Annotated in this window: 21 protein-coding genes; 11 read left to right on the forward strand and 10 right to left on the reverse strand. The window is 71.3% G+C overall.

Annotated elements, in window-relative coordinates; genetic code table 11:
* Positions 1 to 46 precede the first annotated feature (46 nt).
* Positions 47 to 739, forward strand: a complete 693-nt coding sequence (locus AB0H75_RS40095; RefSeq protein WP_367805286.1) for a hypothetical protein — start codon at positions 47 to 49, stop codon at positions 737 to 739.
* Positions 740 to 751: 12 nt separating this feature from the next.
* Here the strand turns inward: AB0H75_RS40095 and AB0H75_RS40100 are convergent, their stop codons facing one another.
* Together AB0H75_RS40100 and wecB are read right to left on the reverse strand one after the other, a co-directional pair.
* On the reverse strand, positions 752 to 2,788 hold the full coding sequence (locus AB0H75_RS40100) for a glycosyltransferase (RefSeq protein ID WP_367805288.1): 2,037 nt from the start codon (positions 2,786 to 2,788) through the stop codon (positions 752 to 754).
* A gap of 55 nt (positions 2,789 to 2,843) precedes the next feature.
* Positions 2,844 to 3,974: a non-hydrolyzing UDP-N-acetylglucosamine 2-epimerase gene (gene wecB, locus AB0H75_RS40105; RefSeq protein ID WP_367805290.1), complete on the reverse strand. Its 1,131-nt coding sequence runs from the start codon at positions 3,972 to 3,974 to the stop codon at positions 2,844 to 2,846.
* Positions 3,975 to 4,030: 56 nt separating this feature from the next.
* On the opposite strand from wecB, the gene AB0H75_RS40110 reads away from it, so the two are divergent.
* The 7 genes from AB0H75_RS40110 (at position 4,031) to hisC (ending at position 12,248) form a co-directional block, all read left to right on the forward strand.
* On the forward strand, positions 4,031 to 5,716 hold the full coding sequence (locus tag AB0H75_RS40110) for a glycosyltransferase family 4 protein (RefSeq protein ID WP_367805292.1): 1,686 nt from the start codon (positions 4,031 to 4,033) through the stop codon (positions 5,714 to 5,716).
* Positions 5,717 to 5,840: 124 nt separating this feature from the next.
* Complete coding sequence (locus AB0H75_RS40115; RefSeq protein ID WP_367805294.1) at positions 5,841 to 7,094, forward strand: nucleotide sugar dehydrogenase; 1,254 nt, start codon at positions 5,841 to 5,843, stop codon at positions 7,092 to 7,094.
* 19 nt (positions 7,095 to 7,113) lie between these two features.
* Positions 7,114 to 8,202 (forward strand): glycosyltransferase, encoded by a 1,089-nt coding sequence (locus tag AB0H75_RS40120; RefSeq protein WP_367805296.1) that lies wholly within the window; start codon positions 7,114 to 7,116, stop codon positions 8,200 to 8,202.
* 20 nt (positions 8,203 to 8,222) lie between these two features.
* Positions 8,223 to 10,025, forward strand: coding sequence for a DUF4434 domain-containing protein (locus tag AB0H75_RS40125; RefSeq protein WP_367805298.1), 1,803 nt, complete (start codon positions 8,223 to 8,225; stop codon positions 10,023 to 10,025).
* Between the two features lie 43 nt (positions 10,026 to 10,068).
* On the forward strand, positions 10,069 to 10,734 hold the full coding sequence (locus AB0H75_RS40130; protein ID WP_367805300.1) for an NUDIX domain-containing protein: 666 nt from the start codon (positions 10,069 to 10,071) through the stop codon (positions 10,732 to 10,734).
* Positions 10,735 to 10,744: 10 nt separating this feature from the next.
* Positions 10,745 to 11,158 carry a hypothetical protein gene (locus tag AB0H75_RS40135; RefSeq protein WP_367805302.1) on the forward strand — a complete coding sequence of 138 codons (414 nt, stop codon included), beginning with the start codon at positions 10,745 to 10,747 and terminating at the stop codon, positions 11,156 to 11,158.
* A 31-nt stretch (positions 11,159 to 11,189) separates the two neighbouring features.
* Positions 11,190 to 12,248, forward strand: a complete 1,059-nt coding sequence (gene hisC / locus AB0H75_RS40140; RefSeq protein WP_367805304.1) for a histidinol-phosphate transaminase — start codon at positions 11,190 to 11,192, stop codon at positions 12,246 to 12,248.
* Here the strand turns inward: hisC and AB0H75_RS40145 are convergent.
* On the reverse strand, positions 12,245 to 13,186 hold the full coding sequence (locus AB0H75_RS40145) for an EamA family transporter (RefSeq protein WP_367805306.1): 942 nt from the start codon (positions 13,184 to 13,186) through the stop codon (positions 12,245 to 12,247). The genes hisC and AB0H75_RS40145 overlap by 4 nt on opposite strands.
* 160 nt (positions 13,187 to 13,346) lie before the next feature.
* Between AB0H75_RS40145 and AB0H75_RS40150 the strand changes: the two genes are divergently transcribed.
* Positions 13,347 to 13,805, forward strand: coding sequence for a rhodanese-like domain-containing protein (locus tag AB0H75_RS40150; RefSeq protein ID WP_367805308.1), 459 nt, complete (start codon positions 13,347 to 13,349; stop codon positions 13,803 to 13,805).
* Positions 13,806 to 14,105: 300 nt separating this feature from the next.
* On the opposite strand, the gene AB0H75_RS40155 is transcribed toward AB0H75_RS40150, so the two are convergent.
* The 4 genes from AB0H75_RS40155 to purD all read right to left on the reverse strand — a co-directional run bounded on the left by AB0H75_RS40155 (position 14,106) and on the right by purD (position 18,990).
* Positions 14,106 to 15,395: a GTP cyclohydrolase IIa gene (locus tag AB0H75_RS40155; RefSeq protein ID WP_367805434.1), complete on the reverse strand. Its 1,290-nt coding sequence runs from the start codon at positions 15,393 to 15,395 to the stop codon at positions 14,106 to 14,108.
* 201 nt (positions 15,396 to 15,596) lie between these two features.
* The gene (gene murA / locus AB0H75_RS40160; protein WP_367805310.1) at positions 15,597 to 16,862 is read right to left on the reverse strand and encodes a UDP-N-acetylglucosamine 1-carboxyvinyltransferase; all 1,266 of its coding nucleotides are present in this window, start codon (positions 16,860 to 16,862) and stop codon (positions 15,597 to 15,599) included.
* A gap of 80 nt (positions 16,863 to 16,942) precedes the next feature.
* Positions 16,943 to 17,779, reverse strand: a complete 837-nt coding sequence (locus tag AB0H75_RS40165) for a phosphoribosylaminoimidazolesuccinocarboxamide synthase (RefSeq protein ID WP_367805312.1) — start codon at positions 17,777 to 17,779, stop codon at positions 16,943 to 16,945.
* Complete coding sequence (gene purD, locus AB0H75_RS40170) at positions 17,776 to 18,990, reverse strand: phosphoribosylamine--glycine ligase (protein ID WP_367805314.1); 1,215 nt, start codon at positions 18,988 to 18,990, stop codon at positions 17,776 to 17,778. Before purD ends, AB0H75_RS40165 begins: the two co-directional genes overlap by 4 nt.
* A 392-nt stretch (positions 18,991 to 19,382) precedes the next feature.
* Between purD and corA the strand changes: the two genes are divergently transcribed.
* Positions 19,383 to 20,450: a magnesium/cobalt transporter CorA gene (gene corA / locus AB0H75_RS40175; protein ID WP_367805316.1), complete on the forward strand. Its 1,068-nt coding sequence runs from the start codon at positions 19,383 to 19,385 to the stop codon at positions 20,448 to 20,450.
* A 58-nt stretch (positions 20,451 to 20,508) separates the two neighbouring features.
* On the opposite strand, the gene AB0H75_RS40180 is transcribed toward corA, so the two are convergent.
* The gene (locus tag AB0H75_RS40180) at positions 20,509 to 21,414 is read right to left on the reverse strand and encodes a glycerophosphodiester phosphodiesterase family protein (RefSeq protein ID WP_367805318.1); all 906 of its coding nucleotides are present in this window, start codon (positions 21,412 to 21,414) and stop codon (positions 20,509 to 20,511) included.
* Between the two features lie 108 nt (positions 21,415 to 21,522).
* On the opposite strand from AB0H75_RS40180, the gene AB0H75_RS40185 reads away from it, so the two are divergent.
* Complete coding sequence (locus AB0H75_RS40185; RefSeq protein WP_367805320.1) at positions 21,523 to 22,188, forward strand: GNAT family N-acetyltransferase; 666 nt, start codon at positions 21,523 to 21,525, stop codon at positions 22,186 to 22,188.
* Here AB0H75_RS40185 and AB0H75_RS40190 read toward each other — a convergent pair.
* Together AB0H75_RS40190 and AB0H75_RS40195 are read right to left on the reverse strand one after the other, a co-directional pair.
* Complete coding sequence (locus AB0H75_RS40190) at positions 22,185 to 23,468, reverse strand: adenylosuccinate synthase (RefSeq protein WP_367805322.1); 1,284 nt, start codon at positions 23,466 to 23,468, stop codon at positions 22,185 to 22,187. The two genes, AB0H75_RS40185 and AB0H75_RS40190, sit on opposite strands and share 4 nt — an antisense overlap.
* A gap of 107 nt (positions 23,469 to 23,575) precedes the next feature.
* On the reverse strand, positions 23,576 to 23,986 hold the full coding sequence (locus AB0H75_RS40195; protein ID WP_367805324.1) for a DUF3151 domain-containing protein: 411 nt from the start codon (positions 23,984 to 23,986) through the stop codon (positions 23,576 to 23,578).
* Positions 23,987 to 24,010 lie beyond the last annotated feature (24 nt).

A 24,010-nucleotide genomic window follows, 5' to 3' on the forward strand; every position in this document is an offset into this window, starting at 1 on the left:
TTCCTCTAGCGTTTTCGAGAATACCGCCAGAGGAATTGGAGAACTCATGCTTAAGGCCCTTTCCGGCATATGTCTGAGCATGATGGTCGTCGCCGGATGCTCGTCCGGCGGCGACGCGCCGGCCGCGCCCGCCGCCGCGGCCGGCAAGCCGGCGCAGGCGGCCGGGGCGTCATCGGCCGACGCCGCCAGGCTGCGTGCCGCGCTGCTGCCCGTGCCCGAGGGCATGCGCATCTCGTACGGCCCGGAGCTGGGCGCGTTCGGCTCGCTCAAGTCCACCCAGCAGGGCCTGGCCGCGGTCCGCCAGGCCCGGCTGGAGCGGCCGGAGTGCGCCGGCGCGGCCCAGCTCGACGCCGCCAGGCCGGACGTCGCCAAGGCCCCCGCCGCGGTGATCGCCTTCGCCGCCGAGCGCGGCTCGATCACCCAGGCGGTGGTCGAGCTCCCGTCGGCGGCCTTCCCCGCGCCGCTGCCGAAGCAGTGCTCGTCCTACACCGCGGACGTGGACGGCGCCAAGGTCACCTACGACACCCGCGTCCTGCCGATGCCGGCCAAGGGCGACCAGTCGCGCGCCTACCTCACCACGGCCGCGGGCGGCAAGGAGAACGCCCAGATCGGCTCGGTGATGATCCGGCGCGGCACCATGATCATGAGCATGCTCGTCGTGGGCCGCCAGGTGAAGGCGGAGGGCCTGTACGAGCTGGCCAAGCTGGCCGACCAGAACCTGGCCAGGGTGACGCGCTGAGCGCGGCGGGCCTCAGATCAGCACGTGGTCGTCCGGCCTGCCGACGAAGGCGAACTGGGCGTTGCGGGTCAGCTTGATGTGGTCGGCCTGCCAGGTGTGCATGGAGGCGTCGGCGCTGCGCCAGTAGACGAAGTTGAAGCGGTCCGCCGAGTAGATCTTGACGGAGTCCTCCTTGAGCCGGCGGACCAGCTCGGTGTCCTCCCCGCGGGTGATGTCGGCGAAGCGGTAGGAGCGGAACATGTCCGCCTTGCCGAGGAACGTACCTCCCTGCACCAGGAACGAGTAGCGGTGCTCCAGGCCGGGCAGCCGCAGCATCGTGGTGTTGGAGCCCTCGAAGTAGGCGTAGTGCGCGCCCTTGCCGACCAGCTCGGCGTCGGAGTAGTCGAAGGCCCGCACCAGGTCCGACAGGTAGTGCTCGCCGTAGAGGTTGTCGTCGTCCATCTTGGCGATCAGCTCGCCCTCGGCGGCCGCGATGCCCAGGTTCATGCAGCCGCCGAGCGACAGCTCGGCGGCGGCCGGCAGGACCACGACGTCGGTGATCCCGGCCATGCGCGCCTTGTCGGCGACCACCACGGGGTCGATGTCGAGGCCGTGCAGCACCATGACGAGCTGGAGCGGCCGGTGCCGCTGCCGGGCCACCGAGGAGATCGCGTGCTCGATCTGGGAGGCGCGGTTGGTGGGCAGCACGACCGAGATCGAGCGGGTGCGCGGCGTCACCCGGTGGCCGAGGTCCTGGAGGATCTGGTCCACCCGGTGGGAGAACAGGTGCTTGTCGAAGACCTCGCGCATGGCCAGGTGGCCCATGCGGGCCCGCAGCTCGGGGCTGTTGATCAGGTGCAGCACCTGGTTGTACGACTCGACCGGCTCGCGCGCGATGGGGATGAGGTCGCCGAAGGTCTCCTCGATGGCCCGCGACCAGCCGGAGACCACCGGGGTCGCGCAGGCCGACAGCTCGAAGACCCGCCGCGCGCACATGGTCGGCGAGTCGAGCACGGAGTTGACGTTGAGGAAGACCTTGTACATGCGGTACGCGGCCAGCATCTGGTCGTAGGGCAGCTCGCCGACGATGTGCGGGCGGTACTTCTCCGGCCAGGCGTACTTCTCGTCCACCTCGCCGTTGCGGGCGAAGATGTGCAGGCCCAGCTCGCGCACCGGGTCGAGGACGACCTCCATCTGCTCGCGGCGCTCGGGGTGCTTGTCCCGGAAGTACATGCCGGCGAAGACCACGTCGTGCAGGCGGCCCTGCTTCTGCTGGATCGGGTTGTGGACGCGGGGCTGGGCGGCGAACTGCAACACGTCCACCCGGTCGTGTCCAAGAATTTCACGATATTTCGGCAGCATGTCGCCGTCGCACGTGAACACGTAGTCGAACAGCTTGGCCGTGTCGATGAAGAAGTCGAAGTTCGGCGGGTCCTCCTTGTTCCAGAAGACCGTCGGGATGCCCTCGGCCCTGCACCAGGCCACCAGCTCGCGCAGCGGCTCCTTGGGGGCGTTGGTGCCGGTCATCTGGTAGCGCCAGCGGCCCTGGTTGCCGTGCCAGGCCGACTCGCAGAACAGCAGGTCGGGGCGCTTCTCGGCGAAGATCTCCGGCCAGTCCTTGAGCCCGAACTCGATCTGGTCCCACTCGTAGCGGAAGGCCATGCGGGAGAAGTCGTCGAGGATCACCGCGACCTTGAGGCCGGGCCGGTTGACCGGGCCGTTCGGCCACTTGACCGGCGGCACCTCCACCAGCGGCGGGCGGTTGCCGGCCAGCTCGACGGCCTCGGTCACGGGCATCGGCGGCTTGGGGGCCCGCTCCTTCGAGCGCACCGCCTCCATGATCTTCCCCGGGCTCTTCGCGCCCAGGGCCTCGCCCAGCTTGTACGTCCGCTTCGCCTGCGTGGCCTCCAGCTTCCAGCTCGCGTACGCGGCCTTGGCCTCGGCGATCTCCAGCCGCCGCCGTAGCTCCCTGAGCTCCGCCTCGTAGCGCTCGACGACCTTGCGCTCCTCGGGCAGCCAGTTGACGGGACCGAGTCGCTGGTACGAGGGGGGCTCAGGGGTTTCGGCCATGGTGATGACGCCTAACGCTCAGGGGAGATTTGCCATGTTACGCCGCCAGTGGTGGCTATTCGCGGCGTTTCGCCTGGGAAGCCGGTGCCAGGTTGTCGCCCTTGAGCCAGGCGGCGACCACCGTGGCGATGCGCGGCCCGGCCTTGCCGTCCCACAGCACCGGCAGCTCGCCGGCCGGCGTGGCGGCGCCGTCGGCCAGCGCCTTCTCCGCCGCCGCGGGCAGCAGGGCGGGCGTGACCAGGCGGTTCGTGCCGTGCGTGATCGTGATCGGCCGCTCGGTGTTGGGCCGCAGCGTCAGGCAGGGGACGCCCAGCACGGTCGTCTCCTCCTGCACACCGCCGGAGTCGGTGATCACCAGCGCCGCCCCGCGGACGAGTGAGAGGAAGTCCACATAGCCCAGCGGATCGACGACCTTGACCGTACCGCCGTCCACCAGGCCCGCCTCGGCCAGCCGCGCCTTGCCGCGCGGGTGCACCGGCACCACGACCGGGACCTGCCGCGAGACCTCCAGCACCGCCTCCACCAGCTCCCTGGCGGCCTCGGCGGTGTCCACGTTGGCCGGGCGGTGCAGGGTCGCCACGGCATACCGGTCGGGTATGCCGAGCCGGGCGGCCACCGGGGCCGGGTCCAGGGCGGGCAGCGCCGCGTACAGGCTGTCGATCATGGGGTTGCCCACCAGGTGCACCCTGGACGGCGGCACGCCCTCGCCGGCCAGATAGGCCAGCGCCTCGGGGGAGGTGGCGAAGAGCAGGTCGGCCAGCGCGTCGGTGACGACCCGGTTGACCTCCTCGGGCATGCCCCGGTCGAACGAGCGCAGCCCCGCCTCGACGTGCGCGGTCGGCACGCCCAGCTTGGCGCAGACGAGGATGGCGGCGAGGGTCGAGTTGACGTCGCCGTACAGCATGACCAGGGCGGGCTCCTGCTCCTGGACGACCTCCTCCAGGCCGACGAGCAGCGCCGCGGTCTGTCTGGCGTGGCTGCCCGAGCCGACCGCCAGGTTGGCCACCGGCTCCGGCAGGCCGAGGTCGGCGAAGAACACGTCCGACATCAGCGCGTCGTAATGCTGGCCGGTGTGGATGATGCCCTGCCGCACGCCGAGCTCGCCGAGTGCCCGCACCACCGGGGCCGCTTTCACGAAATTGGGACGAGCACCCAAAACGTGCAGGACCAGGGGGTTCTCCCTCATTGACCTCGCCTTTCATAGCGGAAGGGAAAAAACGCTGCCTATGGTACGGTCACCGCGTGGCATCCGACGCCAGTCGTCAAGACTCCTCCCAAAGCGCCGGCCGGGTCTCCGCGAAGTCCGCTCGTGCCGGTGTCGGTGGGCTGATCAAGGGCTTCGTCCAGCACCCGATCATCGTCTCCCGCGTCGTCGCGACGAAGGTCAAGTCCGACCCCGTCCGCGTGGCCCAGGCCGCCGCCGAGGCGCTCCCGCCCCGGCTGCGCCCCGTCGTGGGCGGCGTGGCCTGGCCGGCCGCGCGCCGGGCCCGGCGCATCGCGCGCAAGCTCGGCATGCGTGTGCTCAAGGGGCCGTGGAACGAGGCCAAGGCGCTCTGGGACGCCGGCCGCGTCAGCGAGGCCGCCGCCGTGCTGGAGGCCCACACCAAATACCCGTTCATCAAGCGCAGGGCCGCCTACTACCGCGGCGAGCTGGCCGCGATCAGCCCCGACCCGATCCCGCCCGGCCCCAAGGTGGCCATCCTGGAGCGCGTCCAGGGGCGGGTGCTGCACCTGGTCACCAACGCGCTGCCGTACACGCAGGCCGGCTACACCGTCCGCACCCACCGCATCGTCACCTCCCAGAAGGCCGCGGGGCTCGATCCGCACGTGGTCACGAGCTGGGGCTGGCCGATGATGCAGGGGCACGCCGACGCGCCGCCGTACGAGGAGATCGACGGCGTCCCCTACTACCGGCACCTGCCGGACGGGCACGGCGAGGTGCCCTTCGAGATGCGCGGCCGCATGGTCAAGGGCGCCGACTCGGTCACCAGGCTCGTCACGGAGCTGCGCCCGCAGGTCCTGCACGCCGCCACCGACCACCGCAACGGCTCGGTGGCCCACGCCGTGCGCGACCGCACGGGCACGCCGTTCGTCTACGAGGTCCGCGGCTTCCTGGAGGAGACCTGGGCCTCCCGCGACCCGATCCGGGTCGGCAGCGAGCGGCACGTGCTCCAGCGCGAGCGCGAGGCGTTCCTCATGCGCGAGGCCGACGCGGTGGTCACGCTGGCCGAGACGATGGCCGCCGAGATCGTCGAGCGCGGCGTGCCCAGGGAGCGCATCCACCTGGCGCCCAACGCCGTGGACGACTCCCTGCTGACCGCCCACTACGACGGCGCCTCCTTCCGCGACGCCTACGGCATCGCGCCCGGCGAGATCGTCGTCGGCTCGGTGTCGAGCATCGTGGCCTACGAGGGCTTCGCCACCCTGCTGCGGGCCGCGGCGATCCTGCGTGACGAGGGCACCCCGGTGCGGGTGCTCATCGTGGGCGACGGCGCCGAGCGCGAGAACCTGCTGGCGCTCGTCGAGGAGCTGGCGCTCAAGGACGCGATCCTGCCCGGCAGGGTCGGCCCCGAGGAGGCGCTGCAGGCGCAGGACGCCATCGACATCTTCGCCTGCCCGCGCGAGGACCTCCGGGTCTGCCGGCTGGTCACGCCGCTGAAGCCGGTGGAGGCCATGGCGCTCGGCAAGCCGGTGGTGCTCAGCGACCTGCCCGCCCTGTCGGAGCTGGTGGGCTCGGAGGGTGCCGGCCTGCTGGTGCCGCCGGGCGACCCCGAGGCGCTGGCCAAGGCCGTCGCGGGGCTGCGCGAGGACCCGGCCAGGCGGGCCGAGATGGGCGAGGCGGGCCGGGCCGAGGTGGCCGCCAAGCGGACGTGGGGCCGCGTTGCCGAGACTTATCGAGCCCTGTACCAGTCCCTTGTCGAAAGATGACCTTCCCGTGGGATGTCTCTTGTGACGGTTTCGGTCGCATTAGGCATGAGCTAGGTGGACTTGAGATAACCTTTGCGACCATGAAGTGTTGTATCCGGCTCCCAAAGGCACAGCTGTGACAGAAATGGACTTGGCTGTCATCGGCCTGGGCTACGTCGGCATGCCGCTCGCCAAGGAGGCGGTGGCCGCCGGTCTGCGAGTCGTCGGCGTCGACGTCGACCCCCGCAAGGTCGACGCGCTCAACGCCGGACAGTCGTACATCGATGACCTGACCGACGCCGACCTCGAGCACATGCTGGCTCACGGCTTCACGGCCACGCTCGACCAGAGTGTCCTGGCCCGGAGCAACACCGTCGTCATCTGCGTGCCCACGCCGCTGGACGAGGACCACCGCCCCGACCTGTCCGCCGTCGAGGGCGCGAGCAGGGCCGTGGCCGCCCACCTCACCAAGGGCACCCTCGTCGTGCTGGAGTCCACCACGTGGCCCGGCACCACCGACGAGCTGGTCCGGCCGCTGCTGGAGAGCACCGGCCTGGTCGCCGGCGAGGACTTCCACCTGGCCTTCTCGCCCGAGCGCATCGACCCGGGCAACCCCAAGTTCGGCCTGCGCAACACGCCCAAGGTCGTCGGCGGCTACACCGCGACCTGCCGCGACCGCGCCACGGCGTTCTACGGCCGCTTCATCGAGCAGGTGGTGCCGGTCAGCGGCACCCGCGAGGCCGAGATGGCCAAGCTGCTGGAGAACACCTACCGGCACGTCAACATCGCCCTCGTCAACGAGATGGCGATCTTCTGCGACGAGCTGGGCATCAACCTGTGGGAGTCGATCGAGGCGGCGGCGACCAAGCCGTTCGGCTTCCAGAAGTTCCTGCCCGGGCCGGGCGTCGGCGGGCACTGCATCCCCGTCGACCCGTCCTACCTGTCGTACACCGTGCGCAAGCTCGGCTACCCGTTCCGGTTCGTGGAGCTGGCGCAGGAGATCAACGAGCGGATGCCGTCCTACGTGGTGGCGCGCGTCCAGCGGTTGCTCAACCGGCATAAGAAGCCCGTGAACGGCGCCAAAGTCGTTATGCTCGGCGTCACCTACAAACCGGATATCGCCGACGAGCGGGAGACCCCGGCGCTGCCGGTGGCGCGTGCGCTGCTGGAGCTGGGGGCCGACCTCTCGTTCGCGGACCCGTACGTCAAGGAGTGGTCGGTGGACGGCACCGCGGTGCCGCGGGAAGAGGATCTGGCCGAGGCCGTGATCAACGCGGACGTCACGCTGCTGTTGCAGCAGCACGCCGCGTTCGACCTCGACATGGTCGAGGCGAAGGCCAAGCTCGTGCTGGACACCCGCGGCGTGCTCGCCGAGGGTGAACGCGTCGAGCGGCTGTAGCGACGGAGGGCTGCGCGCAGTGCACGTGCTCGTCATGACGGTGGTGCATAACCCCGAGGACGCGAGGATCCTGCATCGGCAGATCCGCGCGCTCGTGGATGCCGGTCATGAGGTCACGTATGCCGCCTCCTTCACCGGCTTCGGAGTCGTCCCGCGTCCCTGGGTGACCGGTGTCGACCTGCCCAGGGCCGCCCAGCGCAAGCGCGTGGCGGCGGTCTGGGCGGCACGCCGGCTGTTCAAGCGCATGCGTGACAAGGTCGACCTGGTCCTGGTGCACGACCCCGAGCTGCTGTTCGCGGTGTGGGGCGTGCGCAACCGGCCGCCGGTGGTGTGGGACGTCCACGAGGACACCCCGGCCACGCTCTCGCTCAAGCCGTGGCTGCCCTCGGCGCTGCGCCCGCCGGTGCGCTTCCTGGCCCGCATGCTCGAAGGCACCGCCGAGCGCCACCTGCACCTGCTGCTGGCCGAGACGGCGTACGCGGGCCGCTTCAAGCACGCCCACCCGATCGTGCCCAACGAGACCTGGGTGCCCGACTCCGTCACGCCGCCGGGCGACGACCGCGTCGTCTACCTCGGCTGGCTGTCGCGGGCGCGGGGCGTGATGGAGGCGGTCGAGGTCGCCAAGCTGCTGCAGCCCTATCGCGTGGCGGTGGAGCTGATCGGCTACGCCGACCCGCAGAGCCGCCCGGTGCTCAACCAGGCCGTCACCGACGGCCTGCTGGAGTGGCGCGACTTCATGCCCAACGACGAGGCGCTCAAGCGCCTCGACGGCGCGCTCGCCGGGCTGTCGCTGCTGCACGACGAGCCCAACTACCGCCACTCGATGCCCACCAAGATCGTCGAGTACATGGCGCACGGCATCCCCGTGATCACCACCCCGTCGCCGCGCGCCGTGGAGCTCGTCGAGCGCTACGACAGCGGCGTGGTGGTGCCCTGGCAGGACCCGAAGGCGGTGGCCCAGGCCGTGCTGACGCTCCGCGACGACGTACGCGAGCGGCGGGCCCAGGGCGCGCGCGGCTACGCGGCGGCCCGCGCCAACCACCACTGGCCCAACTCCGCCAAGCGCTTCGTCGCCCAGCTCGAAGCCTGGGCGGGGGTCAAGCCATAGCGGACGGCGGTTCGTCGAAAGTGCGCTGGCTTCTACTCGTCGCGGGCGTGGCCATCCTGGCGGTGGTCGCCGCCGTGGTCATCGTGCTGCGGCCGGACGGCGAGCAGAAGGTCGTCCCGGTGGCGCGCACCAGCGCGGCGGTCAGGCCCACGGCCGAGGCGCCGCCCACGCCGGCGGTCACCCAGTTCACCGACGACTGCGGGACGTTCGCCACCAAGGAGAAGGCCCCCTACGCCGTCACCGGCTACTGGATCACCCCGAAGTCGAACCCCTGCACCTGGCGCACCCAGCTCAAGGAGATCCACGACGTCGGCGGCGACACCATCATCAGGATCGGCTACGGCCTGCAGTTCCGCACGGTCTCGCCGGCCGGGGAGATCCTGACCAGGGACGGCGAGCCGGATTCCCTCTACAAGAGCTGCCGCGAGGACGGCCTGACCTGCCACGACGCCGCCGAGCGGGACCTGATGAAGGCCAACCCGGACAACCGCGTCGGCCGCACCTACGTCTACCGCACCGACGAGTCGTTCGGCCCCAACGTGTTCCGCTGCCCCGAGGTCGAGCACAGCGTCACCGTGGGCAAGCGCACCTACTTCCGCCTGATCACCCAGCCGGACGGCTCGGACGACTCGACCTGCGACTTCTCCAGCAAGGGCGCGTCCTACGACCTGATCCTGGTGGCCGGCTCCGCGACCGACAGCCTCACCAAGCTCCTCGACCTCGGCGACCGGTTCGGCATGCGGATCTTCCCCGCCCTGCCGCTGGCCCCGCGCGACCCCGCGACCCCGATCAGGGCCAACAAGAAGCACCTCGGCACGCTCACCACGCTGACCCGGCGCATCCTGCAGGACTACGGCGCCCGCTTCGCCGACCGGGAGTCGCTGGGCGGCGTCTACCAGCCGTTCGAGGTGCAGATGTCCGACACGCTGGCGGGCAACCCGACGCTGGAGGTCTACGCCGACCAGCACACGATCGTCGAGCAGGAACTGCCCGGCAAGCCCATCCTCATCAGCCCCTACATGGACGCGCGCAGGCGGAAGGCGTTCGGCCAGACCCCCGCGCAGGTGGCCGAGGCGTTCAAGGCGCTGGCCAAGACCGGGGTCGGCATCATCGCCCCGCAGGACAGCCGCGGCACCGGCAAGGTGGGCCTGTTCTGGCCGGACGAGCGCGACGACGAGGTGGACGAGCGGCTGCGGCCGATGGTCGGCGAGGCCACCTACGACACCGCTTACTACGGCTCCACCCGCGACTACTACCGCGAGATGTCCCTGGCCCGCGAGGAGATGGTCCAGGAAGGCCACGAGGTGCAGCTCTGGGCCAACGTGGAGGCGTTCGAGCCGTCGGGCGAGCAGCCGTGCGCCCCCACCGGCACCCGCGGCAAGACCGACAAGAAGCGCCTGGACCAGGCGGTCACCATGACCGGCCGGTACGTGCAGAAGGTCGTCTCCTACATGTGGAGCGACTTCATGACCTGCGGCGAGCCCTCGCTGGAGGAGGAGATCACCGCCGACTGGCGGCGGCCGATCGCCGTGGACGCCATCAGGCGCTCGCGCGACATCCAGGACGGCGTCGAGGTGCGCGGCTACAACCTCAAGGACGGCACGGTCACCGTGCAGTGGTCCGGCGGCACCAAGGACCTGGTGGTGTCGCAGGTGGGCTGGCTGGAGGAGGATCCGCTGGAGGAGCTGCCCGAGGGCATGGTGACGGCGTGGGTGCCGTTCGACTGGACCCGGGTGCCGGGCGGCGAATGGGTGCGGATCACCGTCAAGGGGCCGTCGGGGCTGGCCGCCAACGAGCCCCTGCACGTCAGGATCGCCGCCTGACGCGTGTTCGCCGCCCCTTCGCCGTGCGTGTAACGTGCCGTGCATGGTCCCGAGCGTCCCGGTCAGCGTCGACCTGGTGGTGCTCACCGTGCGCGATCATGCCCTGAGCGCTCTGGTGTGGCGCCGCGACAACCCGCCGTTCCTGCGGCGCTGGTCGTTGTCGGGCGGTTTCATCCAGCTCGACGAAGACCTCCCCGACGCCGCCCGCCGCATCCTGGCCGAGCGGGCGGGCCTGCCCGGCGCGCCGGTCCACCTGGAGCAGCTCCAGACCTACGGCTACCCCGACCGCGACCCGCGCCAGCGCGTGCTGAGCGTCGCCTACCTCGGCCTCGCCCCCGACCTGCCCGCCTCCGAGCAGGCCCACATGAGCTGGCAGCCGGTCCAGGCCCTCACGGTCATGGCCTTCGACCACCGCCGCATCATGCTCGACGGGGTCGAGCGGGCCCGCGCCAAGCTGGAGTACACCTCGCTGGGCGCGGCCTTCTGCCCGCCCGAGTTCACGGTGGCCGACCTGCGGCGGGTCTACGAGATCGTCTGGGGCCGCCCCCTCGACCCGCGCAACTTCCACCGCAAGGTCACCAAGGCCGAGGGTTTCCTGGTGGAGACCGGCGGCACCACCACCCGCGACGGCGGCCGCCCGGCCAAGCTCTACCGCCGGGGGCCGGCCGAGCTGCTGCACCCGCCGATGCTGCGCTCGCTCAAGGAGTAGCCTCGATCGCATGAAGGCGGGCCCGTCAGGCATCCTGCTGCTCTCCGTGCTGGTCGTGGCGGCCGGGGTCGCCCTCGTCCTGGCGGTGGTCGCGCCGCCCGCCTCCCGGCCCACGGTGTCCATCCCCGGCACCGACGCCCCCGCGGTGATCAGGACGGTGCCGTGGCAGCAGGGCTCCGATCCCGACCTGCCCCACCTGCTGGTCGTCGGCGTGGACATCGAGCCGGGCACCTACGTCGCCCCCGGCCGCGCCGGGCCCGAGGCGGTCCATCCGTGCACCTGGGCGCGGCTGCGCGGGCTCGACGGGCGCAGCGAGGACGTCATCGCCTCCGGGACGGCCACGGGGCCGGTGACGGTGACGATCCTGCCCGGCGACAAGGGGTTCGTCACCGGGGGCTGCGGCGAGTGGGTCGGCCCGGCATAAGGGTCTCCCGAGCAGGAATTAAGGTAGGGCCATGCCTCGTTTCCGCCAGATCCTGGACACCATGGCCCCGTACAAACCGGGCAAGGCGGTCGCCGCACCCGACGGGCGGTCCTACAAGCTCTCCTCCAACGAGTCCCCCTACGACCCGCTGCCGTCCGTGGTGGAGGCGATCGCGGAGGGCGCGCGGCAGATCCACCGCTACCCCGACCCCGCGGCGGTCGAGCTGACCGAGGCCGTCGCCCGGCGCCTCGGCGTGCCGGCCGAGCACGTGGCGCTCGGGCCCGGCTCGGTGACGGTGGCGCAGCAGATCCTGGAGGCGGTGGGCGAGCCCGGCGGCGAGGTCGTCTACGCCTGGCGCTCGTTCGAGGCCTACCCGCTGCTGGCCGACCTGGCGGGGGTGACCTCCGTACGGGTGCCGCTGGCCGGCGAGGACCACGACCTCGACGCGATGGCGGAGGCGGTGACCGAGCACACCCGCCTGATCTTCGTGTGCAACCCCAACAACCCGACCGGCACCGCGATCCGCCGCCGCGAGCTGACCGCCTTCCTCGACCGCGTGCCCGAGGACGTGCTGGTGGTGCTGGACGAGGCCTACCGCGAGTACGTCCGCGACGACGACGTCCCCGACGGCGTCGAGCTCTACCGCGACCGGCCCAACGTGTGCGTGCTGCGCACCTTCTCCAAGGCGTACGGGCTGGCGGGGCTGCGGGTCGGCTACCTGGTCGGGCACGAGCCGGTGGCCTCGGCGGTGCGCAAGACGACCATGCCGTTCGCCGTCAACCACCTCGCCCAGATCGCCGCCGTCGCCTCGCTGCGCGCCGAGGACGAGCTGCTGGAGCGGGTGGACCGGGTGGTCAAGGAGCGCACCCGCGTCCGCGAGACGCTCATCGAGCAGGGCTGGACGGTGCCCCCGTCGGAGGCCAACTTCGTCTGGCTGCGGCTCGGCGAGCGCACCCTCGACTTCGCCGGCTCCTGCGGGCTGGAGGGCGTGGCGGTGCGGCCGTTCCACCCGGAGGGCTGCCGGGTGACGATCGCCGACCCTGAGGCCAACGACGCCTTCCTGGCCGTGGCCGCCCGCTTCGCGCGCTAGACCTCGACCTTCTCGGCGGCCGGCGCGGTCGTGACCTTGGCGCGCCGCTCGGTGGAGACCACCAGGGCGACGCCCAGCAGGATGACCGCGCCGCCGGCGATGATCTGCGGCGTCACGGTCTCGTTCACCACGAGCACGCCGAGGACGACCGCGACGACCGGGTTGACGTAGGCGTAGGTGGACACCAGCGAGATCGGCGCGTTGCCGAGCAGCCAGGTGTAGGCGGTGAAGCCGACCAGCGAGCCCACCAGGATCAGGTAGGCCAGCGCGGCCCACGAGGTGCCGGAGACGGCGGCGGGGTCGAGCCGCTCGCCGAACGACAGGCCGGTCACCACCAGCCCGAGCCCGCCGGCCCCCATCTCGACCATGCTGGCGGCCCACACGTTCGGCGGCATCGGGATGCGGGCCGACAGGAACGACCCGATCGACCACGACAGCGAGGCCAGCAGGATCACCACGACGCCGGTCGTGCTGGCCGACTCGCCGCCGCCGTTGAGCGACAGCGCGGCGACCCCGCCGAAGCCGACCAGCACGCCCGCCAGCGTCAGCAGCGCGGGCCGGTCCCTGAAGGCGATCCTGAACACCACCAGCCACAGCGGCACCGACGCCACGAGCAGCGCGGCCAGGCCCGAGGAGATGTGCTGCTCGGCCACGGCCACCATGCCGTTGCCGCCGGTCAGCAGGAGCAGCCCGACCAGCGCGGCCCCGCCGAACTGGCGGGCCGACATGCGAAACGGCTCCCTGCCCTTCCTGATCAGCAGGAAGGCGCCGAGCAGCAGCGCGGCGACGAGGAAGCGCATCGAGCCGCTGAGCATCGGCGGCATGGTCTCGATGGCGAGCCTGATGCCGAGGTAGGTCGAGCCCCACACCACGTAGACGATGGCCAGCGCGCCCCAGATGAGGAGCGGGCTGCGGTTGTCAGTGGTGTTCGTACTCATGGCTCATGACCATACCGGGCAGATGTGACAAAAGCTGGCGGATCCCGGACTGCGAATATGGCGGGATATTAGCGATGGGCGGCGTTCGCGCCACTGTCGAGCCGCCGGTCCTGCTGCCAGGATCGCTGCTGACCCCACCGCCTACCGGCAGGAGAGCCCGTTGTCCGCCGTCGCAGCCGTCCCCGCCGCTCCCAGCGCCGCGGCCGTCGCTCACTTCGCCGCCCGCCTGTCCTTCGAGACCGACGTCTCGGACGTGGCCGCCGACCTCGCCGCCGCGGTTCCCGGCCTGGTGGTCGTGGACTCCCGCAGCCGGGCGAGCTGGGACCAGGGCCACGTGCCGGGAGCCGTCCACCTGCCCACCGCCGAGATCGCCGCCCGGGCGGCCGGGTTGATTCCGCGCGGCGCCCTCGTCGTCACCTACTGCTGGGGCCCGGGCTGCAACGGCGCCACCCGCGCCGCCCTGGAGTTCGCCCGGCTCGGCCACCCGGTCAAGGAGATGATCGGCGGCTTCGAGTACTGGGCGCGGGAGGGCTTTCCCGTGGAGACCGCCTCAGGTATCACCCACCGCCCGGCCGACGCGCTCACGGCTCCGGTGGCGGCCGTCGCGTGCGGGTGCTGACCCTGGGAAGCCTGGGGGCTCGGAGCGCCGCGCAGGGGCGCTGGAGGGCCGCGCAACGGCCTTCTGGCGGCCGGTGGCCGAAAAAATTGGCGCCCCCGTCCGAATCGTGTCGATCGGGGGCGTCCGAGAACATACCCGCATCCAGGCGGGCCAACCAACAAGTTCGCGAGAGTCAATGCGCAGGTGCGCGGCGGTGACAGCGCCAGTCAAGACGGCGCTCCCGCGACCCCCCCGACGACCTGGCCCTCGCGCCTTGCCGGTGACCCCGGTTCCGCCGCCGCGAAGGACGGCGGAACCCGCCTAACGCGGCCCCAGCTTCTCCACGATCAGCCGGTAGAGCTGCCGGGGCCGGCCCGGCTGCGGCGTGCGGTTGGGCGGAAGCGGCCACGCGAGTCCCTCGTCAACCAACGTGCGCAGCAACCGCCGGGCCGTGCGGGGAGTGACCCCCAGCATCTTGCCCGCTCCCTCCGCGTCCACCACCGTGTCCCCGCCTTCGAGCTTGGCGGCCAGCCTGGCCAGCACCTCCACGCCCTTCGGCTTCAGCGCGGTGGAGCCGGTCGGCGGCATCCGCGGGGCCGGGATGAGCGCCCGCCCCTCGCGGTCCACCGCGAAGCCCTGTGCCTGCTTGCCCGCCTGCGTGCGGGCCAGCGCGGCCCGCGCGTGCGACTCCGCGTCGTGCGTCGTGCGCCCCATGCCCACGCCCACCTCGACCGCCAGCCCCAGCTCGTCGCGGATCCTGGCGGCGAACGGCAACACCCGGAACCCGTCGGTGGCCGCCGCGATCGACCCTCTGGTCGCGGTGACCAGATAGCTGTGGTCGTCGATCGGCCAGACGGTGGCGTTGATCCGGTTCGCCTCCTGGACCAGCAGCCGGTGCAGCGACAGCCGCAGCTCGTCGCGCCAGTAGCGCGGCGCGGCGCGGCGCACCGGCTCGCGCAGCGTCGGCACCTCCACCAGCACCACGGTGAGCTGCGACTCCTCCAGCCGGTGGTGCGCGCCGAGCAGCGCCGCGGTGTGCAGCGCGGTGCGCACCGCCGCCGAGGTCGGCCGGATCCTGATGACCGGCACCCCGGCCGCGTGCAGGCGCTCGGCCACCGCGGGCAGGCACGTGAGCGCTCCCGTGGTGACGCCCTGGCGGGCCAGTCGCTCGTGGTAGGCCGCGATCGTGCCGGTGGCGCCCGGCTCGTCGCGGCTGTGCACGTCCGTGGCCGCGATGCCGAGGTCGGTGTACGCCTCCTCGACGTCGGCCCGGCTGATCACGTCGATGCTGACCCGCTGGGGGTCCACGCGGGTGTCCAGCGCCGCCTTGGCCAGCGCCGCCACCAATGCTGCTCCGCCGAGTTGCACGTATGTCGCGGGCATCGTCAGCACGCCGGAACGCCGGGCCAGGTCGTAGGGGACCGGGCTGGCGAACAGGCACGCGTCGACACCGGGACCGAGCCGCGTCACCTTGTCGGGCGCCTCCTGCTCGTCGCGGTACGCGGCGGCCACCAGGCGACACGGCAGCGGTGCAGCGGCGTGACCCATCAGCATGACCCGCTCGACGAGATCGTGCGGTCCGACCACGCCAATGGTGAGGTCCGGTGTCATGGCGCCCGGGCGTGACACTCGGGGAGTTTCTTCGGCCCTCTCGACCAATGTTCGTCCCATCCTGCCGTCCGTTGCAGTGCTCTCTTTTGGAACGATCGCTCGCGGGGGCCGTAATGTCACGCCCGACTTTTCCGGAAAGCCGTTCTGGTTGACCGCCCGACAAGATGTCTCAGCAGCTCAACGAGGTTTTTCTCACGTTTTTTAGCGTTCGGAAATCTCTCGTGTAATGTCCGCGCCGAGCGCGCGCATTCGTGCGGCGAGATGCGCGTGACCGCGGTCGATCAGGTATCCGGAGTCGATGACGGTCTCGCCTTCGGCGGCCAGACCGGCGAGCACGAGTGCGATCCCGGAGCGGAGGTCGTGCGCGGTCACCTGGGTGCCGGTCAGCGGGGTACGGCCGCGGACCACGGCCCGGCTGCCCCGCACCTCGACGCTGGCGCCCATCTTGTTGAGCTCGCCGGCCAGCGCGAAGCGGCCGTCGAAGATGCGCTCGTGGATGTAGCTGGTGCCGTCGGCCAGCGCCGCGACCGTCATCATCGGCGACTGCAGGTCGGTGGCGAAGCCGGGGTAGGTGTCGGTGATGATGTTGATCGGCCGCAGCGGGCCCTCGCAGCGCACGTGCAGCACCGCGCCCTGGCGGGCGAACTCCACGCCCATCTGCTCCAGCTTGTAGCGCACGACGCCGAGGTCGAGGCCGGTGCCGACCAGGCTCACCTCGCCGCCGGTGATGGCCGCGGCCATCGCGAAGACGCCGGCGTCCAGGCGGTCGGGCATCACGATGTGCTCGACGGCGTGCAGCTCCTCCACGCCCTCGACGGTGATGAACCCGGTGCCGCCGCCGCTGATGCGCGCGCCCATCTTGGTGAGCAGGTCGATGACGTCGAGGACCTCGGGCTCCAGCGCCGCGTTCTCGATCACGGTCGTGCCCTTGGCCAGGCAGGCGGCCATGATGAGGTTCTCGGTGCCGGTGTGGGAGGGGGTGTCGAGGTAGAGGGTCGCGCCGGTCAGGCCGCTGGCCTTGACGTGGATGACGGTCTCCTCCTCGTCCACCACCGCGCCGAGGCGCTTGTAGCCGAGGTAGTGGAAGTCGAGGTTGCGGCTGCCGAGGTTGCAGCCGCCGACCCCCTCCACGATCGCCTCGCCGAGGCGGTGCAGCAGCGCCGGGGTGAACAGCACCGAGCCGCGGAAGCGCCGCGCGATCTCGGCGGGCAGCACGGGGCTGCTCACCCGGGAGGCGTCGATGACCAGCGTGCGCTCGGACTCGTGCAGCTCGACGTAGGCGCCCACGGCCTCGGCCAGCTCGACCGCGCGCCGGACGTCCTCGATGATCGGCACGTTGCGCAACACGGTGCGCCCCTTGGGGGCGAGCAGGGCCGCGCCGATCATGGGGAGCACGGCGTTCTTCGCGCCCTGGATGAACGCGGTTCCACGCAGTGCGTTGCCACCGCGCACGCGGTAACGGACCATTTCGTGCGGCTCCTTGAATGGGAGGGGGACGGGCTTGATCGGGCCAACAGTAGTCGCTCACACCACATGACCCAGCCGAATCATCCGCTAAAGGCGGACCCCGTGAGCCGTTCATATGCTTCTAGGTATCGCTGCCGGGTGCGCTCGACGACATGGTCCGGAAGTCGAGGTGGGGGGTTTCCAGATGATTTGTCCCATCTGGATTCGGGCGAAAGTAGCCAGTCCCGTACATATTGCTTGTCAAAAGAAGGTTGGGAACGGCCCGGTTTCCATTCGTCGGCCGGCCAGAAACGCGAGGAGTCGGGGGTCAGCACCTCGTCGCCCAGCGTCAGCACGCCGTCGGCGTCCCAGCCCAGCTCGATCTTGGTGTCGGCGAGGATGATCCCGCGCTCGGCGGCGATCCGCGCGCCCCGCGCGTAGACGGCCAGCGTGATCCGGCGCAGCTCCTCGGCGGTCTCCGCGCCGACCTCGGCCACCACCCGCTCGTACGGGATCGGCTCGTCGTGCTCGCCCCGGGGCGCCTTCGTGGACGGCGTGAAGATCGGCTCCGGCAGCCGGGAGCCGTCGTCCAGCCCCGCGGGCAGCGGCACCCCGGAGACCGTGCCGCCGGCGCGGTACTCGCCGAGCCCGCCGCCCGCCAGGTAGCCGCGCGCCACGCACTCGATCGGCACCATCGTCAGCGGCCGGCACAACACGCTGCGGGCCTCGTCGCCACGCGCCACCACATGGTTGGGCACGATGTCCTCGAGCTGCTCGAACCACCACAACGACAGCTGCGTGAGAACGGCCCCCTTGTCGGGGATGCCGGGCTCCAGCACGTGGTCGAAGGCCGAGATGCGGTCGGAGGCGACCATCAGCAGCAGGCCGTCGTCGGTCTGGTAGAGGTCGCGTACCTTGCCGGAGTGCACGTGCTTCACGGGGCGATGTCCGTCCTGTAGTGGGAGCCGCGCAGCTCGACGCGGGCGGCCAGCTCGTAGGCGTTGGCGCGGGCGCTCTCCTGGTCGGGGCCGTTGCCGACCACGGCCAGCACCCGCCCGCTGGCCGACAGGACCCGCCCGCCCTCCCGCCGGGTGCCGGCGTGCAGCACGTACGCGTGCCCCGAGTCGGCCGGCAGGGCGATCGGGTCGCCCTTGACCGGCGCCTCGGGGTAGCCCTCCGCCGCGATCACCACGGTCACCGCGGAGCCCGGCCGGAAGACCGGGTCGAGCCCCAGCTCGCCGGTGGCGCAGGCCATGAGCAGCCCGCCGAGCGGCGTCTCCAGCCGGTCGAGCAGGACCTCGGTCTCGGGGTCGCCGAAGCGCGCGTTGAACTCGACGACCTTCGGCCCCTTCGCCGTCAGGGCCAGCCCGACGTAGAGCACCCCCTGGTAGGACATCCCGCGCCGGGACAGCTCGGCGATCGTCGGGTGCACGACCTCCCGCATGACCTGGTCGGTCAGCCCCTCGGGGGCCCAGGGCAGCGGCGTGTAGGCGCCCATGCCGCCGGTGTTGGGGCCCTCGTCGCCGTCGCGCAGCCGCTTGAAGTCCTGGGCGAGCTGCAGCGGGACGGCGGTGCTGCCGTCGCAGAGCGCGAACAGCGACACCTCGGGGCCGTCGAGGTATTCCTCGATGACGACCCGCTCGCAGGAGCGCGCGTGCGCCAGCGCCAGCTCGCGGTCGGTGGTGACCACGACGCCCTTGCCGGCCGCCAGCCCGTCGTCCTTGACCACGTACGGCGCGCCGAACTCGTCGAGGGCCGCCGCGGCCTCCTGCTCGGTGGCGCACGTGCGGGCCCGCGCGGTGGGCACGTCGGCGGCCCTCATGATCTCCTTGGCGAACGCCTTGGAGCCCTCGATCATGGCGGCCTCGCGCGAGGGCCCGAAGCAGGCGATGCCCGCCTCGCGCACCGCGTCGGAGACCCCGGCCACGAGCGGCGCCTCCGGCCCGACCACCACGAGGTCGGCCCGCAGCCGCGTAGCCAGCTCGGCCACCTGCCCGGGGTCGAGCGGATCGACGGGATGGACGGTCGCGACCCGCTCGATGCCCGCGTTGCCGGGGGCACAGTGGAGCTCGGTGACCTGGGGATCGAGCTGGAGCGAACGGCACAGGGCGTGCTCACGCCCACCGGAACCAATGACTAGAACGCGCACGCGCCCATTGTCGCAGGCCCCGGGCACCGGAGCCGGTCCAGGTGTCCTTGCACCTTATGCCGGAACGGACGACAAACTTTGTGGAGTTCTACCTGAGCGGGCCGCCGCCGGAACGGTATCGTCGTTTAGGTTCACCCGCCTGTGGTAGGTTAAGGCGGCTTTGCGGCGTCTCATGTGATTGGAGGTGGTCCGGGATGAATCCTGGTGATCCCAGCAGTACGTGCCACTCTCGCACGTACTCCCCGTATGCCCCCGACCACTCCAATCCGGCAGCCTGATCGTGCCTCCACGCATGTGAGGTGACTTTATCGTCGCGTGGAGCGTGCCAGGTCGGGCGGAAAGGGACTGCCATGCGCTCGTCCACGCTTTTCCGTCGTATCAACCGCCACCCCGTGCAGCGGCATGCCGCGCACCCGATCGTGAAGCCCGCCCGCGAGGTCTGCGTGCCCCCCGTCGACTCGGTCGTCGAGTTCGGCGCCTACGTACGCGGCAGGAAGGTCCCCGCGACCGGCATCGCCGAGGCCCTGCACCTCGTACGCGAGCACAACAAGGACGCCGAGGGCGCCAACGCCTTCGTCTGGGTCGGCTTGCACGAGCCCGCCGCCCCCGAGGTCGAGTGGTTGTCAGAGGTCTTCGGTCTGCACCCGCTCGCCGTCGAGGACGCCGTCAAGGCCCACCAGCGTCCCAAGGTCGAGCGCTACGGCGACTCGTTGTTCATGGTCCTCAAGACCATCGCCTACCTCGACCACGACCAGCTCACCGACAACAGTGAGATCATCGCCACCGGCGAGATCATGGTCTTCCTCGGCGCGGACTTCGTGGTGACCGTCCGGCACGGCGAGCACTGCCCGCTCACCGTCGTGCGCGAGCGCCTGGAGGACAAGCCCAAGCTGCTCAGCCGCGGCCCGGCCGGCGTGCTGCACGCCATCGCCGACCACGTCGTCGACCAGTACCTCCAGGTGGCCGACCTCATGCAGCTGGAGCTGGAGGAGGTCGAGGCCACCGTCTTCGCCGACGTCAGCTCCCGTGACATCAACCGGATCTACCAGCTCAAGCGGGAGATGCTGGAGATGAAGCGGGCGGTCACGCCGCTGCAGGCGCCGCTGTCCGCGCTGCCGCAGCGGCGGGTGATCCCGTCGGAGATGCGCGAGTACTTCCGCGACGTCGGCGACCACCTGTCGCGGGTGTGCGAGCAGGTGGAGTCCTCCAACGAGCTGTGCAGCTCGATCCTGCAGGCCGCGCTGGCCCGCTCGAACGCCCTGGCCAACGAGGACATGCGCAAGATCTCCTCCTGGGTGGCGATCATGGCGGTGCCCACGATGATCGCCGGCATCTACGGCATGAACTTCGACTTCATGCCGGAGCTGCGCCAGGTGTGGGGCTATCCGGCGGTGCTGGCCGTGATGGTCGCCGCCTGCGTGCTCCTGCACCGCGGCTTCCGCCGCAACGGCTGGCTCTGAGGGGCCTCTGAAGGGCCTCTGAAGGGCGCGCTCCCCGGCCGCTCCGGGGGCGTGCCGCTCAGACGCCGACCGGCCTGAGGGGGGCGACGGGCTCCGGCAGCTCCAGGCCCCGCTCGCGCCACAGCTCCCGCATGCGATCGGGATAGTCGGTCACGACGCCGGCGACCCCGAGGTCCAGCATCCTGGCCGCCAGCGCGGCGTCGTTGACCGTCCAGACCGCGACGTCCAGCTCCGCGGCGGCGGCCTGCGCCATCAGCTTCTCGTCCACCATGACGTGCTCGGGCGAGAGCGTGGTGGCTCCGGCCGCGCGGGCGGCGGCGGGCAGGTCGGGGCCGAGGTCGTCGTGCCAGTGCAGGGTGTCGGGCTCGATGAGCGCGAAGCGGCGCGTGCCGGGCGCGACCCGCGCGGCGTGCCGGACGATCCGCCAGTCGAAGCTGAGGATCGCGGTGCCGCCGAGCCGGCCGTGCCGGTCGAGCTCGTCCACCACGAGGTCGGTGAACATCTCGGGATCGGCCGTCAGCTCCGGCCTGGTGGGGTCGGACTTGAGCTCGACGTGCAGCCGCACGCTCTCGGCTTCGTAGGCGTTGACCAGCCCCAGCACCGCGCCCAGCGTGGGCATCCTGGTCTCCGGCATGGCGACCTGGGTGAGCGCGAACGGGTCCTCGGGGTGCCGCGGCAGCCGCACGCCCACGTCGAGCGTGCGTAGCTGCGCCAGCGTGAGGGCGTTGACGGGCTTGCCGACGTACGGGAAGAGCGGATCGCCCTCGCGGAGCGGCCGCCGGTCGGCGCTGGTCACCGCGGAGACCGTCAGGTCGTGCGTGAGCACGAGCCGCCGGTCGGCGGTGAGCGCCACGTCGAGCTCCAGCGCGTGAACGCCGAGCTCCATCGTGCGGATCATGCCCGGCAGGGTGTTCTCCGGCCACAGGCCCCGGGCCCCCCGGTGACCATGAATCTCAACGCGCACACCCGGACCCTACCGGGAGGGAGGACCGATCAGGCAGTGCCACGCCGTGTCCTTTTTATCCTGCTACGCCCGGTCGGATAACCCTGAATGGACAATAGGCTGTTCTCTATGGCAGAGGTTCTCAAACCTGCCCATTACCCCACAGTCCGGGCATGGGTCGACGGCTGGGTCATCTCCCGCAACGCTCCCGAGCCCGTACGCGAGCCCTGGGGCCTGCGCGTGGACGTCGGCCTGCCCGGCCACGTGGCCCGCCACATCGTCGCCGCCCCCACGCCGGAGCTCCTGCGCCACCTGACCGCCCGGATCACCGCGCCCGGCACCTGGCTCAAGCTCTGCGCCCCTGCCGAGGCCGTCGCCCCGCTGCTGCCGCCGCCCTGGACGGTCAAGGACCGCGAGTTCATGATGACCGCCCGCCTGGCCCGCGCCGCGCCGCCCGAGCCCCCGCCCGGCTACACCCTGGCCGTCACCACCCGGGCCGGCGTCACCGCCGCCCGCCTGCTGACCGCGGCCGGCGAGGTCGCCGCCCGCGGCCAGTTCGCCGTCTCCGGCACGACGGCCGTCGTGGACCAGGTGGAGACCGCGGCCGGCCATCGCCGCCGCGGCCTCGGCACCGTCGTCATGCGCACGCTCGCCGCCCGCGCCGCCGCCCGCGGCGCCCGCACCGGCGTCCTCGTCGCCACCGCCGAGGGCCAGGCGCTCTACGAGACCCTGGGCTGGACTCTGCACACCCCGATGACGGCCGCCGTGCTCACCGGGGAGCGGACCGCGGGCTAGACCAGGGGGCGGACCACCACGGTCTGGTCGCGGCCGGGGCCGACGCCGATGGCGCTGATCGGGGCGCCGCTCATCTCCTCCAGCGTGCGCACGTACGCCTGGGCGTTCGGCGGCAGGTCCGCGAAGGACTTGGCGCCGGTGATGTCCTCCTGCCAGCCGGGGAACTCCTCGTAGATCGGCGTGGCGTGGTGGAAGTCGGTCTGCGTCATCGGGATCTCGTCGTGGCGGACGCCGTCCACGTCGTAGGCCACGCACACCGGGATGCGCTCCAGGCCGGACAGCACGTCCAGCTTGGTGAGGAAGTAGTCGGTGATGCCGTTGATCCGGGTGGCGTAGCGGGCGATCACCGCGTCGAACCAGCCGCAGCGGCGGTTGCGGCCGGTGGTGACGCCGTACTCGCCGCCGGTGGTGCGCAGCCAGTCGCCCATCTCGTCGGTCAGCTCCGTCGGGAACGGGCCCGAGCCGACGCGGGTGGTGTACGCCTTGAGGATGCCGATGATCTTGGTGAGCCGGTTCGGCGGGATGCCCGCACCGGCGCACGCGCCGCCCGAGGTGGGCGAGGACGACGTCACGAACGGGTACGTGCCGTGGTCGATGTCGAGCAGCGTGCCCTGGCCGCCCTCCAGCAGCACGAACCTGCCCTCGTCCAGCGCCTTCGACAGCACCAGCGAGGTGTCGGCGATGTGCGGCTTGAGCCGCTCGGCGTAGGCGAGGTACTCCTCCAGCACCGCCTGCGGCTCGATGCCGCGCCGGTTGTAGACCTTGGTGAGCACCTGGTTCTTCTCGGTCAGCGCGACCTCGATCTTCTTGGCCAGGATGCCGGGGTCGAGCAGGTCCTGCACGCGCACGCCCATCCGGGCGATCTTGTCGCCGTACGCCGGGCCGATGCCGCGCCCGGTGGTGCCGATCCTGGCCTTGCCCAGGTAGCGCTCGGTGACCTTGTCCAGGGCCTTGTGGTGGGGCATGATCAGGTGGGCGTTGGCCGAGATCAGCAGCCGCTCGGCGGAGATGCCGCGTTCGGCCAGGCCGTCGATCTCGCTGAGCAGCACGCCGGGGTCGATGACCACGCCGTTGCCGATCACCGGTACGACCTCCGGTGACAGGATTCCCGTGGGCAGCAGGTGCAGCGCGTACTTCTGGTCGCCGATGACGACCGTGTGGCCCGCGTTGTTGCCCCCCTGATAGCGGACGACGTAATCGACGTCGCCACCGAGCAGGTCGGTGGCCTTGCCCTTGCCCTCATCGCCCCACTGGGCACCAACGAGAACGGCAGCCGGCATGGTTCAGTCTCCCGAGCACAAAACGAAACCCCTGGCGCAAGTGCGACAGGGGCTCTTGCGTAGAGAGACTACCCGAACGTGCCCTTTCGTCCCAAGGGGCCGCGCGGCTAGCCCTTCGTCAGGGCCTCGTAGCCGCTTTCCGTGCTGTCCTTGAGGAACTGCAGGCAGCGCTCGGCCTCGTCCTTCTCGCCGATGGACTGGGCGGCCCTGGACAGCGCGTACAGGCAGCGCAGGAAACCGCGGTTGGGCTCGTGCTCCCAGGGGATGGGACCGTGGCCCTTCCAGCCGCTGCGGCGGAGCTGGTCGAGGCCGCGGTGGTAGCCGGTGCGCGCGAAGGCGTAGGAGGTGACCGCGTGCCCCTGGGCGAAGTACTCCTCCGCGAGCGAGGCCCAGGCCGCCGGGTAGGCGGGGAAGCGGGCCGCCACGTCGGAGGCCTTGGCGCCGGCCTCCAGCGCCTCCTTGGCCTCGGGCAGGTCCGGCAGGTGAGTCGGGGGTGGCCCGGCGAGAAGGTTATCCATAGGACAAGTCATACCCGCCGGGCC

It is taken from the genome of Nonomuraea sp. NPDC050783, assembly GCF_040802095.1.
Classification (GTDB): domain Bacteria; phylum Actinomycetota; class Actinomycetes; order Streptosporangiales; family Streptosporangiaceae; genus Nonomuraea.

Bases quoted from the DNA above. Each gene is read 5' to 3' on its own strand.
- AB0H75_RS40145 (WP_367805306.1), bottom strand. From the start codon at position 13,186: ATGAGTACGAACACCACTGACAACCGCAGCCCGCTCCTCATCTGGGGC.
- AB0H75_RS40095 (WP_367805286.1), top strand. From the start codon at position 47: ATGCTTAAGGCCCTTTCCGGCATATGTCTGAGCATGATGGTCGTCGCC.
- AB0H75_RS40190 (WP_367805322.1), bottom strand. From the start codon at position 23,468: ATGCCGGCTGCCGTTCTCGTTGGTGCCCAGTGGGGCGATGAGGGCAAG.
- AB0H75_RS40155 (WP_367805434.1), bottom strand. From the start codon at position 15,395: ATGACACCGGACCTCACCATTGGCGTGGTCGGACCGCACGATCTCGTC.
- wecB (WP_367805290.1), bottom strand. From the start codon at position 3,974: ATGAGGGAGAACCCCCTGGTCCTGCACGTTTTGGGTGCTCGTCCCAAT.
- AB0H75_RS40135 (WP_367805302.1), top strand. From the start codon at position 10,745: ATGAAGGCGGGCCCGTCAGGCATCCTGCTGCTCTCCGTGCTGGTCGTG.
- hisC (WP_367805304.1), top strand. From the start codon at position 11,190: ATGCCTCGTTTCCGCCAGATCCTGGACACCATGGCCCCGTACAAACCG.
- AB0H75_RS40115 (WP_367805294.1), top strand. From the start codon at position 5,841: ATGGACTTGGCTGTCATCGGCCTGGGCTACGTCGGCATGCCGCTCGCC.
- AB0H75_RS40195 (WP_367805324.1), bottom strand. From the start codon at position 23,986: ATGGATAACCTTCTCGCCGGGCCACCCCCGACTCACCTGCCGGACCTG.
- murA (WP_367805310.1), bottom strand. From the start codon at position 16,862: ATGGTCCGTTACCGCGTGCGCGGTGGCAACGCACTGCGTGGAACCGCG.
- AB0H75_RS40185 (WP_367805320.1), top strand. From the start codon at position 21,523: ATGGCAGAGGTTCTCAAACCTGCCCATTACCCCACAGTCCGGGCATGG.
- AB0H75_RS40130 (WP_367805300.1), top strand. From the start codon at position 10,069: ATGGTCCCGAGCGTCCCGGTCAGCGTCGACCTGGTGGTGCTCACCGTG.
- AB0H75_RS40100 (WP_367805288.1), bottom strand. From the start codon at position 2,788: ATGGCCGAAACCCCTGAGCCCCCCTCGTACCAGCGACTCGGTCCCGTC.